Here is a 13,874-nt window from a genome sequence, read left to right as displayed (position 1 = left end):
ACGATCATGACCTGGTTCCGGAAGCTGCTGCCGCCGCCGGTCGCGCCGGCTCCGGCGCCGGAGCCGCCCGTCGCTGAGCCAGCACTCGACGGCGATGACCCGGTGTCGCTGCGCATCGAGCTGGCGCGGCTGAACCGTTTCATCAACCAGAACTCCGGCCAGTTGCCCGGCGAGTCGGTGGTGACCGCCCGCCGGGTGACCGACGTGCTGCGCGAGGTGATCGACACCTCCGAGATCCGGCCGCTGGACATCTACGCGGTGATCTCGGTCAAGGGCATCCTGACGGACTACCTGCCGACCACGCTGCGCAGCTTCCTGGCTCTGGACGACGCCCAGCTGACGGTGGCCCGCCCGTCCGGGCGCACCCCGATCCAGTCGTTGCAGGAGCAGCTGGAGGCGCTGCTGGACGCGGCCACCAGCGTCCTCACCGCCGCCCAGGCGCAGGACGCCGACGCGCTGCTGAGCCAGGGCAGTTTCCTGCGTACCAAGTTCTCGGGCTCGGACCTGGATCTGTAGATGGCGACCATGAAGCGCGGCTCCAACGTCGCCCTGACCCGTGAGATACCCAGCCTGACCGGGCTGGTGCTGGGAGTGCGCTGGGACGCCGGGGCCGAGACCGCCCTGACCGACAACCTGGTGGTGGCCACCATCCTGTGCGACGAGCACAGCAAGGCGCTATCGGACGAGCATTTCGTGTTCTTCAACCAACTCACCGAACCGTCGATGACGGTGAGCCAGCTGGAGAAGGCGATGGGACCCGACGCCGAGCAGATCGAGATCCACCTCGACGCGGTCCCGCCCGAGGTCAGCCGGATCGTCGTGGTGATGTACCTGAACGAGGGCATGGGCCTGCGGCGCAGCCTGGGGCGGCTGCGCGAGTGCGTTCTGCGGGTGCTGAACCTGGCTGACAACGCCGAGCTGGTTCGTTCGGAGAACCTGGCCAACTCACTCGACGGTGAGACCGCCATGTCGCTGGGCGAGGTGTATCGCCATCAGGGCGACTGGAAGTTCAAGGTCATCGGGGAGGGTTATTCCACCGGAATCGCCGGCCTGGCCAAGGACTACGGGATCACGCTGTGAACATCGACGTGCACGCCCCCGACCGGGCGCCGGCACGGACCGACCTGCCGTTCCTGCGGCACCGGGTGCGGTTCCGCCCGGCGGCCCAGCAGCCCGCCCCGGCTGCGGGTTCGTCGAGCCTGGACCTGTCTTCGCCGCCGAGTCGGCCCACGGCTCGTCCGGCGGCTGCCGGTTCGTCGAGCCTGGACCTGTCCTCGCCGCCGAGCCGGCCCGCGGCTCGTCCGGCGGCGGCTGCCGGTTCGTCCAGCCTGGACCTGTCCACGCCGGCTGCCGCGCCGCCGGCCGCCGTCGCAACGCCGGCGGTCAGCGGCCGGCCCAGCGGCCCGCGGCGGGTCGCCCGCCCGCTGCCCCGGGCCCGCTCCGGAGAGCGGACGCTGCTGACCCCGAAGGCCCCCACGGTCACCCTGAACCGGCTGCAGAGCGGCATCGGCGTGCTGAGCGTCGAAGCGGCCTGCTCCCCGGCGGTCGGGGACCTGCGGATCGGCGCGGCCTACCAGCTGGCCGACGGCCATAGCTCCATCGTCTCGCGGGTAGGCGCGAGCTCCACCGCCCCGCGCAACTCCCGGCGTCCGGTGATCGTCGCCAGGGCCGAGAAGTACGAGCGGCTGGTGGTGGATCTGCGGCAGAACCGGCTGCTCGAACGGATGGTCGTCTACGGCTTCTCCGAATCCGGCGGGCAGCTGAACTGGGGCGGCACCCTCGTGCTGAGGACGGCCGGCGGCGCTCGGGTGGAGCTGCCGCTGGACCGGCCGGCCTCGGGAGGTGTCACGGTGCTGCTGTCGATCTACAACGTCAGAGGTGAGTTCGTGGTGCGCGCCGAGATGGAGAACATCGCCGGCTCGATCCGCAACGCGGTCCAGGCCTATGGTTTCGACCTGATCAGCTGGCTGGACGACCGCACCCCGGTGGCCTGAGGAGGGTGACCATGCGCCATTTCGATTTTCTGTCCGAGGCCGACCGGCAACGGCTGTTCTTCCAGCCCCCGCAATCGTTCAGCGCCGACGATGATCTGGACGTGCTGGGCATGGCGCTGGGCGCCACCCTGTACAGCCCGGCCACCCGCCCGACACTGGTGGCCGACCTGACCAAGCGTGTCACCCACGGCGTGCTCAGCACGGTGATCTGCCTGGAGGACTCCATCCCGGACGAGGCGGTGCCGGCGGCCGAGCAGAACGTGATCAGCCAGCTGCAGGCCTACGCCGAGTCGGGCTCGCAGCGCCCGCTGGTGTTCATCCGGGTGCGCTCGGCCGAGCAGATCCCGATGATCGTGGCCGGCCTCGGTGAGCAGGTCTCGATCCTGACCGGCTTCGTGCTGCCCAAGTTCACCGACGAGAACGGCGCGCGGTACCTGGACGCGATCAGCGAGGCCAGCGCGGTGACCGGTCACCGGCTGCTGGCGATGCCGGTCCTGGAGGCGCCGTCGGTGATCTATGCCGAGTCCCGGGTCGAGGTGCTGCTGCAGGTGCGCCAGCTGCTGAACAAACACCGCGAGAACGTGCTGGCCGTCCGGATCGGGGCGACCGATCTCAGCTCGGCCTTCGGCCTGCGCCGGTCCCGCGACCTGACGATCTACGACGTGCGGGTGGTGGCCGACGTCATCGCCGATGTGGTCAACATCCTCGGTCGGGCGGACGAGACCGGTTTCATCGTGACCGGCGCGGTCTGGGAGTACTTCTCCGGAACCGAGCGGATGTTCAAGCCGCAACTGCGGGAGGCGCCGTTCATCGCGCATTCCGAGCGGGCGCTGCGCACCGACCTGATCGCCCGCGACCTCGACGGCCTGATCCGCGAGGTCGCCATGGACAAGGCGAACGGCTTGACCGGCAAGACCGTCATCCATCCCAGCCACGTGGCCGCCGTGCACGCGCTGTCGGTGGTGACCCATGAGGAGTTCTGCGACGCCCGCGACGTGCTGGGCACCCGGTCCGGCGGCGGGGTGGCGTCCTCGGTGTACGGCAACAAGATGAACGAGTCCAAGCCGCACTCGGCGTGGGCCCGGCGCACCGTGCTGCGCGCCGCGGTGTTCGGCGTCGCCAACGCCGACATCTCCTTCGTCGACCTGCTCGGCGCCGGGCTGCATCAGTGACCGCCGGCGTCCCGACCGGCGGTGCCCCGACCGGCAGTGCCCCGACCGGCAGTGCCCCGACCGGCAGGGCCCCGACCGGCGGTGCCTCGACCGGCAGTGCGCCGACCGGCAGTGCGCCGGACGGCGCGGCGCCGTGGTCGGGCCGGTGGGTCGCCGAGGCGCTCGGCGTCAGCATCGAGCCGGGGCAACCGGTCGGGCCCGGACCCGGCTCGCCCTTGACGGTGCCGGATCTGGTGGGAATGGCCTTGCGCCACAACCCGCGACGCGCGCACCTGCTGGTCTCGACAGTGCTGGGCAAGCACCTGCCCGCCGATCCGCGACTGGTCTACGGCGCCGGCCGGCTGCTCGGCGCGATGGTCGCCGACCGGCTGGCCGGGCAGCACGGCGACATCACCGCCGAGGGTGGCGCGCTGCTGCGCTCGGCGCTCAACGCCGCCGAGCCGGCTGAGGACTGCCGTCGGCTGATCGAGCTGTGCGACCGGCATCGCGCCGGTTCCCCGCCGGTCGACGGCGCTCTGAGAGTCGACGGCGCTCTGCCGGGCGACGGCGCGGTGGTGCTCGGCTATGCCGAGACCGCCACCGGTCTGGGGCACTGCGTCGCCGAATCGCTGGCCGGGAACTACCTGCACTCCACCCGGCGGCTGGTTCCCGGTTGCCAGCCGGTGGCCGGCTTCGACGAGGAACACAGCCACGCGACCCGGCACCTGCTGCTGCCGGCCGATCCTGAGTTGCTGGCCGGCCCCGGACCGCTGGTGCTGGTCGACGACGAGCTGTCTACCGGTCAGACGGTGCTCAACACCATCCAGGCGCTGCACCGGGACTGGCCCCGGCAGCGTTACCTGATCGCCGTGCTGGTGGACCTGCGCTCGACGGCCGATCGGGCCAGGCTGCGCCGGACCGCGGAGTCCCTCGGCGTCGAGATCGACGTGGTGACGCTGGCGTCGGGACAGCTGCGGGTGGCCGAGGACGCGCTGGCGGTGGGGCAGCGGCTGGCGGCCCGGCAGCCAGTGACCGAGCCTGGCTCGGGACGCCGGGCGCGGCTGAGCCCGGTGCTCACCGGCTGGCCGGCGGCACTGCCCGAAGGCGGCCGGCACGGCTTCGCGCCCGGCTCGCAGTCAGCACTCGAGCAGGCGAGCGCCCAGCTGGCCAAGGTGCTGGCCGTCCGGCTGCACGAGCACCGCCCCGCCGATCAGGACAGCAGCACCAGTCAGCCAGCACAGCCAAGTCAGCCAGCACAGCCAAGGCGAATCCTGGTGCTCGGCAGCGAGGAGCTGATGTACGCGCCGCTGCGGATCGCCGCCGCCCTGGCCGATGAGCTCGAGGGCTGGGCCACCGTCCGGTACTCCACCACCACCCGGTCACCGGTGGTGGCGGTGGACGATCCCGGCTACGCGATCCGCAACCGGCTCAGCTTCCCCAGCTCGGACGAGGCGGCGGATCCGGCCGGTGATCCCGGCGCGCGCTATGCCTACAACGTCGCCGGCCCGGGCCCGGACCAGGGGTTCAGCGACATCGTGCTGGTCACCGACACCGACCTGGCGGAGCACCACGGCCCGACCGGGCTGGTGGGCCGGCTGGCCGCGGTCACCGATCACCTGCAGATCGTCCGGCTGCCGACCTACCGACCGCTGCCTGCTCCGCTGACCGGGCCGGACTTCGGCAGCTACCCCGCCGCCGATGTGGCCTGGTTGCTCACCGACCTGTCCGGCGTCGCGCTGGAGGCCCCGACCGAGGAACGCGAGGAGGCCATCCAGTCCGGCGGCGCGCACTATGCCGAGTCACTGCCACACGAGTACCAGCCGAGCGCGGAGTACCGGCAGCTGTTCACCGACACTCTGGCCGAGTCGGCCGACCGGCTGGCACACGCCGTCGGGGTCGTCACCGAGCTGGTGCTGGACCGGCGCGGGCCCGGAGTTGTCCTGGCCTCACTGGCTCGCGCCGGCACGCCGGTGGGGGTGCTGATGCGCCGGTGGGCGCGCTTCGCCCACGGCCTCGAGCTGCCCCACTACAGCGTTTCCATCGTCCGGGGCAGGGGAATCGACGAGCTGGCGCTTGCCTACCTGGCCCGTCACCACGATCCCGCCGACGTGATGTTCATCGATGGCTGGACCGGCAAGGGCGCCATCACCCGCGAGCTGGCGGCGGCGGTGGCCGGCGTGAACCAGGCCTGGTGGCCGGCTGGCGGTGGCTTCTCGGCGGAGCTGGCGGTGCTGGCCGACCCCGGCAGCTGCGTGCCGATCTATGGCACCCGCGAGGACTACCTGATCCCGTCGGCCTGCCTGAACTCGACCGTGTCCGGGCTCGTCTCGCGCACCGTGCTCAACGCCGAGCTGATCGGGCCCGGCCAGTTCCACGGCGCGAAGTTCTACGCCGAGCTGGCCGACGCCGACGTCTCAGTCGACTTCATCGACGCGGTCACCGCACGGTTCGCGGCGGTGGCCGAGGCGGTGGCGCGGGACTGGCCGGTGCTGCGCGAGTCGGACCGGCGCCCGACCTGGGCCGGTTGGCAGAGCGTGCGGCAGCTCAATGAGCAGTACGGCGTGGGGGATGAGAACCTCGTCAAGCCGGGCGTCGGCGAGACCACCCGGGTGCTGCTGCGCCGGGTGCCGTGGAAGGTGCTGATCCGGACCGGCGACGCCGAGAAGTTGCACCACGTGCTGCTGCTGGCGCGCCAGCGCGGGGTGCCGGTCGAATCCGTCGACGGGTTGGCCTTCAGCTGCGTCGGGTTGATCCATCCCCGGTTCAGCCGCGGCACGGCCGAGGACGGCCAGCTCGGCACGGCCGAGGACGGCCAGCTCGGCGCGGCCGAGGACGCCGGTCGACTCGACGCGGCGGCCGGCACCGGCCGATGAGCGTCCTGATCGCCACCGACCTGGACCGCACCCTGGTGTACTCCCGCGCCGCGCTGGCGCTCACCCCCGGCGCGCTGCCGGAGCTGACCTGCGTGGAGACCCGCGGCGGTGAGCAGGTCGGCTTCATGACCGCGGCCGCGGCCCGGTTGACTGCCGCACTGGCCGGCCGGGCGGTGCTGATGCCGGTGACCACCAGGCTGCCCGAGCAACTGGCCAGGATCGAGCTGCCCGGGCCGCCGCCGCGGTTCGCCATCGCCGCGAACGGTGGCGTGCTGCTGGTGGACGGCCAGGCTGACCGGGCCTGGCAGGGTCGGGTCGCTCGCGCGGTGGCCGAATCTGCCAATCTGTCTGATGTCCTGACTTACGTCAGACAGCACTGCCTACCGGCCTGGACGCTCCAGGTGCGCGAGGCCGGCGGCCTGTTCTGCTATGCCGTGCTGGGTGATGTCGGGGCGCCGGAGGGCTTCGTCGCCGAGGCCGCCGCGTGGGCCGCCGACCGGGGATGGACGGTCTCGGCGCAGGGCCGCAAGCTGTACTGGGTTCCGCGCGGGCTCACCAAGACCGCGGCGGTCGACGAGGTGGCCGGCCGGGTCGGAGCCGAACTGGTGCTGGCCGCGGGGGACTCGCTGCTGGACCGCGAGCTGCTCTGCTACGCCGACCGGGGCATCCATCCGGCGCACGGTGAGCTGTTCACCAGCGGCTGGTCGGCGCCCGGGGTGGAATGCACCCGCGCGGCCGGCGTGCTGGCCGGTGAGGAGATCGTGGAGTGGCTCACCGGCCGGGCTGAGGAGTTCAGCCGCCGGTCCGCGCCTCCGGCCGCGGCGATAGGCTGACTCGGACCGCCCCCCGCGATCGCAAGGAGCTGACCGCCGCGATGATCGACCTGAAGAAGCTGGCCGCTGACCCCGACTCCTACCGCCGCTCGCTGGCCAAGCGCGGAGCCGAGTCGGTCGACGTCGACGGCGTTCTGAAGGCCCAGCAGGCGGTCACCCAGCTGACCCAGGAGTACGAGCAGTTGCGGGTGCAGAGCAAGGAGCTGACCAAGCGGGCGGCCAGGGACGAGGCGCTGCGCGCGGAGGCCCGGACGCTGCGCGACCAGCAGACCGAACTCGAGACCCGGCTGCGGCAGGCCCGTGAGGAGCTGACCAGCAAGGCGTCCTGGCTGCCCAACTACCTCGATGATCGGGTGCCGGCCGGCGACGAGTCGGCCAACACCGTGATCCGGGCGGCCAATCCGCCGGTCGAGGGCGGACCGTACAAGCCGCACGACGAGATCGCCCTGGGACTGGGCATCCTGGACACCGAGCGGGCCGCGAAGCTGTCCGGCTCCCGGTTCTACAACCTGAAGGGCGACGGGGTCCGGCTGCGGCTGGCGATGTTGCAGCTGTTCCTGGACATGGTGGAGGGCCAGGGCTTCGAGCTGGTGTCACCACCGGTGCTGGCCAAGCGATTCTCCTTCTACGCTTCGGGATACCTGCCGTTCTCCCAGTCCGACAACTTCAGCGTCAGCGACTCCGAGCTGTCCCTGACCGGCACGTCGGAGCAGGCGCTGCTGGGCATGCACGCCGACGAGGTGCTGCCGGAATTGCCGGTCAAGTACCTGGGCGACTCGATGTGCTTTCGCACCGAGGCCGGCAGCCATGGCCGCGACGTCCGGGGCATGCTGCGGGTGCACCAGTTCTACAAGCTGGAGCAGTTCCTCTACTGCGCGCCGGACGAGGTCGAGGCGCTGCACCTGCAGATGCTGAGCAACGAGGTCGCCTTCATCGACGCGTTGAACGTGCCCAGCCAGACGATCATCTGCAGCTCCGGCGACGTGGCCGCCCCCGGCTTCTTCAAGTACGACGTCGAGGCGTGGTTCCCCTCGACCGGCCAGTACCGCGAGCTGACCTCCAACACCAACCTGACCGACTACCAGACCCGGCGGGCCGGCATCCGGGCCCGGATCGACGGCAAGATGGTGCACCCGTACACCATCTCGGCCACCGGGTTCTGTGACCGGCACATCGCCGCGATGTTGGAGAACAACCAGCTGCCCGACGGCTCGGTCACCGTGCCCGAGGCGCTGCGGCCCTACCTGGGCGGGCGCGAGGTGCTGCGCCCGGTCAGCTGACCGGCTTGGAGTGCACGCTGACCAGGTAGCCGTCGGACTCAGCGGCGCCGTCCCAGCCACCGTGCCGGGCCACCTCGGCCAGCCCGGCCCCGGCGCAGGCCGCCAGGTAGTCCGCGGCCGGCGTCACCGGGCAGCCGGCCGGCAGGTGCGCGGAGTCCAGGCCGAAACCGGCGACCAGCAGCCCGCCGGGCCCCAGCACCGCGGCCAGCCGCCGGACGGTCTCGCTCAAGGTGCCCGGGGCCAGCAGCGGGATGACGTTGCCGGCCGCCACCACCAGGTCGAAGCCGGCCTCGGCGGTGGCTGATTCACGGCTGGCCGGTTCGAGGTCGGCTGGTTCGAGGTCGGCTGGTTCGAGGAGCCGGTCCGGACCGGGCAGCGCGGCTAGGTCGGCGCTCAGCCAGCGCAGGTCCGGCGCGGCCCGGCGGGCCTCGGCCAGCATCGAGGAGTCCACATCGACGCCGACCACCCGGTAGCCGAGCTCGGCCAGCCTGATCGCGACCCGCCCGGTGCCGCAGCCGGCGTCGAGCACCCGGGCCGGCATCCGAACCAGCCCGGCGCAGAAGGAAGCCTCGCCGTGCATGTCCTGCCCGGTCGCGGCCAGCCGGGCGAACCGGGCGGCGTAGTCGGGGCCGGGCGCCTGGCCGGCAAGTTCGGTCCACCGGGTGGGCGACGGTTCACCGGGCAGGGTTCCACCGGTCTCGGTCATGGCCTGGAGGCTACCGACTTCGCCGGGCAGGCAAGAATGGCCTGGTGGATGACCAGACCAGGGCGCGGCGGGCGGCGTGTACGCGATTTGTCAACGGCGACGGGCTGGTGCCGCCGGCGGCGCTGCTGGCCACCATCAGCCCGGACTCCGAGCCCGACGTCTACGGCGACGGCGGCGTCGTCACCGAGCTCGAGCAGTACCTGGCCGCCCTGCTCGGCAAGCCGGCCGCGGTATTCCTGCCCAGCGGCACGATGGCCCAGGGCGCGACGCTGCGGGTGCATGCCGACCGGCGAGGCAGCCGCACCGTGCTTTGGCACCCCGCCTGCCACCTGGAGAACAACGAGGGCCAGGCCCATTCCCGGCTGCACCAGCTGACCGGCCGCCCGGTCGGCCAGCTGGACCGGTTGATCACGCTGGCAGACCTCGAGGCGGTGGCCGAGCCGGTCGCGGCGGTGCTGCTGGAGCTGCCGCAGCGTAACCTCGGCGGCCAGTTGCCGGACTGGGCCGACCTCGGCGCGCAGCTGGACTGGGCCCGTGAGCGAGGCGTCGCGGTGCACCTGGACGGGGCCCGGCTGTGGGAGGCCTCGGCCGGCTATGACCGCGAGCCGGCTCAGATCGCGGCGCTGTTCGACACGGTGTATGTCTCGTTCTACAAGGGGATCGGGGCGTTGCCGGGCTGCTGCGTGGCGGGCTCGGAGGCTGACGTCGCCCAGGTTCGGGAGTGGCGCCAGCGGCTGGGCGGCACCCTGTTCGGCTTGTGGCCGGCTGCCGCGTCGGCGCTGGCGCTGCTGGGAGAACGGCTGGCCGAGATGCCGGCCCGGTTGCGGCACGCCAAGGCGATCGCCGCCGCGCTGGCCGCAGTGGCGGGCGTCCGGGTGGTGCCCGACCCGCCGCAGACCCCGATGATGCACCTGCTGTTCGAGGTGGAGGCCGAGCGGTTCAGCGCCAACGCCCAGCGGCTGGCCGAGCAGGACGGCATCTGGACGTGGGCTAAGCCGTACCCGACCGGTGACCCGAAGGTGGTGCGCTGCGAGCTGAGCGTCGGGCGGGCCACCTGCCGGTTGGAGCCTGCTGTGATTGCCGACACCCTTGCCGCGCTGGTCACCTGATGCGGAGCCGTTTCGCCCGGAAATAACAGGACATTCAGCAACCAGCGGCCGGCCGCGTTGTCAGTGCCGGCCGGTAGAAAGGGAGCATGACCGCTGTAGCTCCTGACGCCACCGCCCCCGACGCCACCCGGCAACTGTTGCAGGTTCGGCGCATCTGGGCCGAGCCCGAGGCGCTGGCCAGCCCCCGGGGCCGGCAGGTCCTCGACCGGTTTCCGGCCGCTGAGGTCATCGAGGTCGACTCGCACTGGAACATCGAGGAGTTGCACGGCAACGCCGGCAATGTCGACCGGTGGGTCCGGGTCAAGACCGAAGATCTGGTGATCGGCGTCAAGAAGTCGCTGGCGGCCCGTCCGAACGGCCGGTCCGCCGACTGGATCGCCCCGTCGCTGGCCAACGGCTGCGCGATGGCGTGCGCCTACTGCTACGTGCCGCGACGCAAGGGTTACGCCAATCCCATCACGGTGTTCACCAATATCGACAAGATCATCGGCTACCTGGGCAGGCACATCGCCCGGCAGGGCCCGAAGGCCGAACCGAACCAGTGCGACCCGGCCGCCTGGGTGTACGACATCGGCGAGAACAGCGACTGCTCCGTCGACGCGCTGGTCAGCGACAACGTCGCCGACCTCATTGCCGCCTTCCGCGACCAGCCGGGCGCCAAGGCATCGTTCGCCACCAAGTACGTCAACCGCGACCTGCTCGAGCTCGACCCGCGGCGGCGCACCCGGATCCGGTTCTCCCTGATGCCCGAAGCGGATTCGCGGCTGCTGGACATCCGCACCAGCCCGATCGCGGACCGGATCGCCGCCATCGACGACTTCGTCGCGGCCGGCTACGAGGTGCACCTGAACTTCTCGCCGGTGGTGCTGCGCGACGGCTGGCTGGCGGACTGGGCCGAGCTGCTGCGCCAGATCGGCGACGGCGCGGGCGAGGCGTTCAAAGCCCAGGCCGCGGCCGAGGTGATCCTGATGACCCATAACCGGCAGCTGCACGAGGTCAACCTGGGCTGGCACCCCAAGGCCGAGGACGTGCTGTGGCGGCCCGAGCTGCAGCAGGCCAAGCGCTCCCAGAGCGGTGGCTGGAACGTCCGTTACCGCAACAACATCAAGGCCGACGCGGTACAGCAGTTGCGGGACCTGGTGGCCGCCGATGCGCCCTGGCTGCGAATCCGCTACGCCTTCTAGCCGATCCGCCCTGCAGGCCCGATCAGCCTGCTAGCCGATCAGCCTGCTAGCCGACCAGCCTGCTAGCCGAGTACCGCGTCCGCTTCGATCTCGACCAGCAGCTCGGGCGCGATGAGGGCACGCACCTCGAGCATCGACGCGGCCGGGCGGATGTCGCCGAAGAACTCGCCGTGGGCGCGGCCGACCTCTTCCCAGCGGCTGATGTCGGTGACGAACATCCGGGTGCGCACCACGTGCTCCAGGCTCGCGCCGACCTGCTCCAGCGCTGCCGAGATCCGGCGGATCGCCTCGCGGGCCTGCTCGGCGAGGTCGTCACCGCCGACGGCGCCGCCACCTGGCAGGGCCGCCGTGGTGCCGGCCACCGACACCCAGGAACCGACCCGGACGGCCCGCGAGTAGCCGACCGCCGACTCCCATGTCGCCCCTGAGGACACCAGCTGACGCTCGCTCATGGGCCGCAGTCTTCCAGCCGGTGCACCAGCGAGCCATCGGCAACCCGGGCTCGGATCCGCGCCGCAGTGGTGGCGGGATCGTCGCTGTCTTCGGTGAAAAGGTGCCTCGCCGGGATCTTGGCCTCGGCGAACATCCGGTGCACGTCCCGGGTCGCGGCAAGGTCGGCGAACCCGTGCCCGACGCGGCTTCCGACCCTGGCCACGCAGCATCGCGCCGAGGGCAGCAGCACGGCGTAGTGCAGCTCGCTGAGCCCGGTCGCGGCCAGGAACGCCGGCAGGGACCAGGTGCCGATCACCCCGTCATAGACCACCGGATAGCCGCCGCTGACCAGCCGCCCGGTGGCGGCGGCCGCGGCCGCGAGGATCACGTCGTTCTGCTGGGCCGCCTCGTCCAGCCAGGGCATCACATAACCCTGCCGGATGAAGGCGAAAAACGCGTCGCCGGCCACCAGCGCGCTGGTGCTGAAGCTGTCGGCCAGCAGGGCCGCCACCGTCGACTTGCCGGCGCCCGGCGGTCCGGCCACCACAATCAACCCGGTCACGGCGTCAACGCCGGCCACTGCGCCAGCAACGCCTGGATCTCGGCCGCGACCCGGTCCGGGTCGACGAGCTGGTGCAGGTGCTGCCCGTCGAGCACCGCCGTCGGCCAGCCGCGGGCCGCAGCCGCCGCCCGCTCCGCCGCGTAGGTCGATCCGAAGCCCAGGTAGGCGCCCGGCCGGTCATCCCAGCCCGGCGGCACCGCCAGCGACCCGGCGAAGTAGGACAGCGGCATGCTCGGCTGCCCGCGCTCCACCCGCTCCCGCACCTCGTCGCTGGGGAAGAGGCCGGAGAGATCCTCATCCCACCACCGGGTCCACGGCGGCAGCATCCCGTCCCGATCGGCCTTGGCCGCCAGGAAATCGGCGAACTCTTCCGGAGCGAGCCGAACCTGCCCGGCGGCCGGCGGCAGGCCGGCGTCGACGAACACGTAGCCCGCAACCCGGCGCTCGGCGACCAGGCCGGGCACGTACAGGCCGGCGTTGCTGTGCGGGATCAGGATCGCGTCCCGATCGGTGGGAATGGCGTCCAGGAACCGGGCACGCACCTGCTCGGCGGTGCATGGCTGGCTGGAGGTGCTGGGCTGGCTGGAGGCGCTGGGCTGGCTCTCAAGCGCATCGGCGTTAGCAACCTCAGCCACCGACCAGCCGGCCGAGGCCAACCGCCGCGCGACCGGATGCCACACCAGCGCGGGCAACAACGGGCTCGGCAGCAGCACCAGCACGGGATCCATGGCACAGGACGCTATCGCCCGCGGTCGGCGAGCCGCACCCGCTGAGCCGGACCGGCGGCCTCCGGGCTGCCACGTCGGCCCAGCCGGGCGCCGTCCTAGGATCGAGAGGTGGCGATCTTCCAGACAGTGACCACCGCCGGCGGCGCGACGCTGGAATACCTGGTCAGCGGCCCGCCGGACGCTCCGGTGCTGCTGTTCCAGCCGGGCACCCCGAATTCCGCGGTGCTCTTCAGCTGCGTCGTCGAGCCCGCCGCGAAGCTGGGGCTGCGCACCGTCAGCTACTCCCGGCCCGGTTACGGGCAGTCCACGCCCCGTCCGGGACGCAGCGTGGCAGACGCCGTCGCCGACATCGAGGCGGTGCTGGACGCCGTCGGCGCCGAGGAGTTTACAACGCTGGGCTGGTCCGGCGGCGGCCCGCACGCGCTGGCGGCCGGCGCCCGGCTGCCCGAGCGGTGCCGGGCGGTGGCGGTGCTGGCCGGGGTGGCGCCGTATCCGGCGCACGGCATCGACTTCTTCGTCGGCATGGGCGAGGACAACGTGGCCGAGTTCGGCGCCGCCATCGTCGGAACCGCCGAGCTGAGCCCGCTGCTCGAGACGTTCGCGGCCGAACTGACGACAGTGACCGGGACGGGCGTCATCGAGGCGATGGCCGGGCTGCTGTCCTCGGTGGATCGGGCAGCGCTGACCGGTGAGTTCGCCGAGGAGATGGCGGCGGCGCTGCGCCGGGCGGTGCTCAACGGGATCGCGGGCTGGCGCGACGATGACCTTGCCTTCGTCAAGGACTGGGGATTCGACCTCGGGCAGATCACCGTGCCGGTCGACGTCTGGCAGGGCCGGCAGGACCGGATGGTGCCGTTCGAGCACGGCCAGTGGCTGGCCGCCGAGGTGCCGGGCGCGCAGGCGCACCTGTTCGCCACCGAGGGCCACCTGTCGATGCTCAGCCAGCTCCCTGACCTGCTGGCCGAGTTGCGGCACCGGGCCGGCTGGCCCCGCTGACCGGGCCGGCTGATCGGGCCGGCTGC

The 13,874-nt window shown here is 71.9% G+C and carries 14 protein-coding genes; 10 read left to right on the top strand and 4 right to left on the bottom strand.

The annotated features are described in order from the left end of the window. Nucleotides 1–6 precede the first annotated feature (6 nt). From VF557_20190 to serS, 7 genes are read left to right on the top strand one after another with little or no spacing between them, the layout of a single operon-like run. A complete protein-coding gene (locus VF557_20190; protein HEX8082540.1) occupies nt 7–516 on the top strand; it encodes a hypothetical protein in 510 nt (169 codons plus the stop codon). After that, a complete protein-coding gene (locus VF557_20185; GenBank protein HEX8082539.1) occupies nt 517–1,080 on the top strand; it encodes a TerD family protein in 564 nt (187 codons plus the stop codon). It abuts the gene before it with no gap. Then, nucleotides 1,077–1,994, top strand: a complete 918-nt coding sequence (locus VF557_20180; GenBank protein ID HEX8082538.1) for a hypothetical protein — start codon at nt 1,077–1,079, stop codon at nt 1,992–1,994. Before VF557_20185 ends, VF557_20180 begins: the two co-directional genes overlap by 4 nt. A gap of 11 nt (nt 1,995–2,005) precedes the next feature. Further along, on the top strand, nt 2,006–3,166 hold the full coding sequence (locus VF557_20175; protein ID HEX8082537.1) for an HpcH/HpaI aldolase/citrate lyase family protein: 1,161 nt from the start codon (nt 2,006–2,008) through the stop codon (nt 3,164–3,166). Continuing rightward, nucleotides 3,163–6,018: a phosphoribosyltransferase gene (locus VF557_20170; GenBank protein HEX8082536.1), complete on the top strand. Its 2,856-nt coding sequence runs from the start codon at nt 3,163–3,165 to the stop codon at nt 6,016–6,018. Before VF557_20175 ends, VF557_20170 begins: the two co-directional genes overlap by 4 nt. Next, complete coding sequence (locus VF557_20165; protein HEX8082535.1) at nt 6,015–6,851, top strand: HAD family hydrolase; 837 nt, start codon at nt 6,015–6,017, stop codon at nt 6,849–6,851. The genes VF557_20170 and VF557_20165 overlap by 4 nt, the downstream gene beginning before the upstream one ends. Before the next feature lie 41 nt (nt 6,852–6,892). Further along, nucleotides 6,893–8,131, top strand: a complete 1,239-nt coding sequence (serS, locus tag VF557_20160) for a serine--tRNA ligase (GenBank protein ID HEX8082534.1) — start codon at nt 6,893–6,895, stop codon at nt 8,129–8,131. On the opposite strand, the gene VF557_20155 is transcribed toward serS, so the two are convergent. Next, nucleotides 8,124–8,837 carry a class I SAM-dependent methyltransferase gene (locus tag VF557_20155; protein ID HEX8082533.1) on the bottom strand — a complete coding sequence of 238 codons (714 nt, stop codon included), beginning with the start codon at nt 8,835–8,837 and terminating at the stop codon, nt 8,124–8,126. The two genes, serS and VF557_20155, sit on opposite strands and share 8 nt — an antisense overlap. A 44-nt stretch (nt 8,838–8,881) precedes the next feature. On the opposite strand from VF557_20155, the gene VF557_20150 reads away from it, so the two are divergent. Beyond that, a complete protein-coding gene (locus VF557_20150; GenBank protein HEX8082532.1) occupies nt 8,882–9,946 on the top strand; it encodes a beta-eliminating lyase-related protein in 1,065 nt (354 codons plus the stop codon). Between the two features lie 86 nt (nt 9,947–10,032). Next, nucleotides 10,033–11,130, top strand: a complete 1,098-nt coding sequence (locus VF557_20145; protein HEX8082531.1) for a spore photoproduct lyase family protein — start codon at nt 10,033–10,035, stop codon at nt 11,128–11,130. A 62-nt stretch (nt 11,131–11,192) separates the two neighbouring features. On the opposite strand, the gene VF557_20140 is transcribed toward VF557_20145, so the two are convergent. From VF557_20140 to VF557_20130, 3 genes are read right to left on the bottom strand one after another with little or no spacing between them, the layout of a single operon-like run. Beyond that, on the bottom strand, nt 11,193–11,582 hold the full coding sequence (locus tag VF557_20140; GenBank protein ID HEX8082530.1) for a RidA family protein: 390 nt from the start codon (nt 11,580–11,582) through the stop codon (nt 11,193–11,195). After that, nucleotides 11,579–12,124 carry an AAA family ATPase gene (locus VF557_20135; GenBank protein ID HEX8082529.1) on the bottom strand — a complete coding sequence of 182 codons (546 nt, stop codon included), beginning with the start codon at nt 12,122–12,124 and terminating at the stop codon, nt 11,579–11,581. Before VF557_20135 ends, VF557_20140 begins: the two co-directional genes overlap by 4 nt. Continuing rightward, nucleotides 12,121–12,852: a hypothetical protein gene (locus tag VF557_20130; protein ID HEX8082528.1), complete on the bottom strand. Its 732-nt coding sequence runs from the start codon at nt 12,850–12,852 to the stop codon at nt 12,121–12,123. The genes VF557_20135 and VF557_20130 overlap by 4 nt, the downstream gene beginning before the upstream one ends. A gap of 108 nt (nt 12,853–12,960) precedes the next feature. On the opposite strand from VF557_20130, the gene VF557_20125 reads away from it, so the two are divergent. Then, a complete protein-coding gene (locus tag VF557_20125) occupies nt 12,961–13,848 on the top strand; it encodes an alpha/beta hydrolase (protein HEX8082527.1) in 888 nt (295 codons plus the stop codon). The last annotated feature ends 26 nt before the right edge of the window (nt 13,849–13,874 follow it).

The organism is Jatrophihabitans sp. (assembly GCA_036389035.1).
Taxonomy (GTDB): Bacteria; Actinomycetota; Actinomycetes; order Mycobacteriales; family Jatrophihabitantaceae; genus Jatrophihabitans_A.
Note: the sequence above shows the minus strand (reverse complement) of the source record. Positions and strands in the feature narration are given on the sequence as shown.

Excerpts from the sequence above, each read along its gene's own strand:
- VF557_20190 (HEX8082540.1), top strand. The coding sequence starts at position 7 with ATGACCTGGTTCCGGAAGCTGCTGCCGCCGCCGGTCGCGCCGGCTCCG.
- VF557_20185 (HEX8082539.1), top strand. The coding sequence starts at position 517 with ATGGCGACCATGAAGCGCGGCTCCAACGTCGCCCTGACCCGTGAGATA.
- VF557_20175 (HEX8082537.1), top strand. The coding sequence starts at position 2,006 with ATGCGCCATTTCGATTTTCTGTCCGAGGCCGACCGGCAACGGCTGTTC.
- VF557_20165 (HEX8082535.1), top strand. The coding sequence starts at position 6,015 with ATGAGCGTCCTGATCGCCACCGACCTGGACCGCACCCTGGTGTACTCC.
- serS (HEX8082534.1), top strand. The coding sequence starts at position 6,893 with ATGATCGACCTGAAGAAGCTGGCCGCTGACCCCGACTCCTACCGCCGC.
- VF557_20155 (HEX8082533.1), bottom strand. The coding sequence starts at position 8,837 with ATGACCGAGACCGGTGGAACCCTGCCCGGTGAACCGTCGCCCACCCGG.
- VF557_20145 (HEX8082531.1), top strand. The coding sequence starts at position 10,033 with ATGACCGCTGTAGCTCCTGACGCCACCGCCCCCGACGCCACCCGGCAA.
- VF557_20140 (HEX8082530.1), bottom strand. The coding sequence starts at position 11,582 with ATGAGCGAGCGTCAGCTGGTGTCCTCAGGGGCGACATGGGAGTCGGCG.
- VF557_20130 (HEX8082528.1), bottom strand. The coding sequence starts at position 12,852 with ATGGATCCCGTGCTGGTGCTGCTGCCGAGCCCGTTGTTGCCCGCGCTG.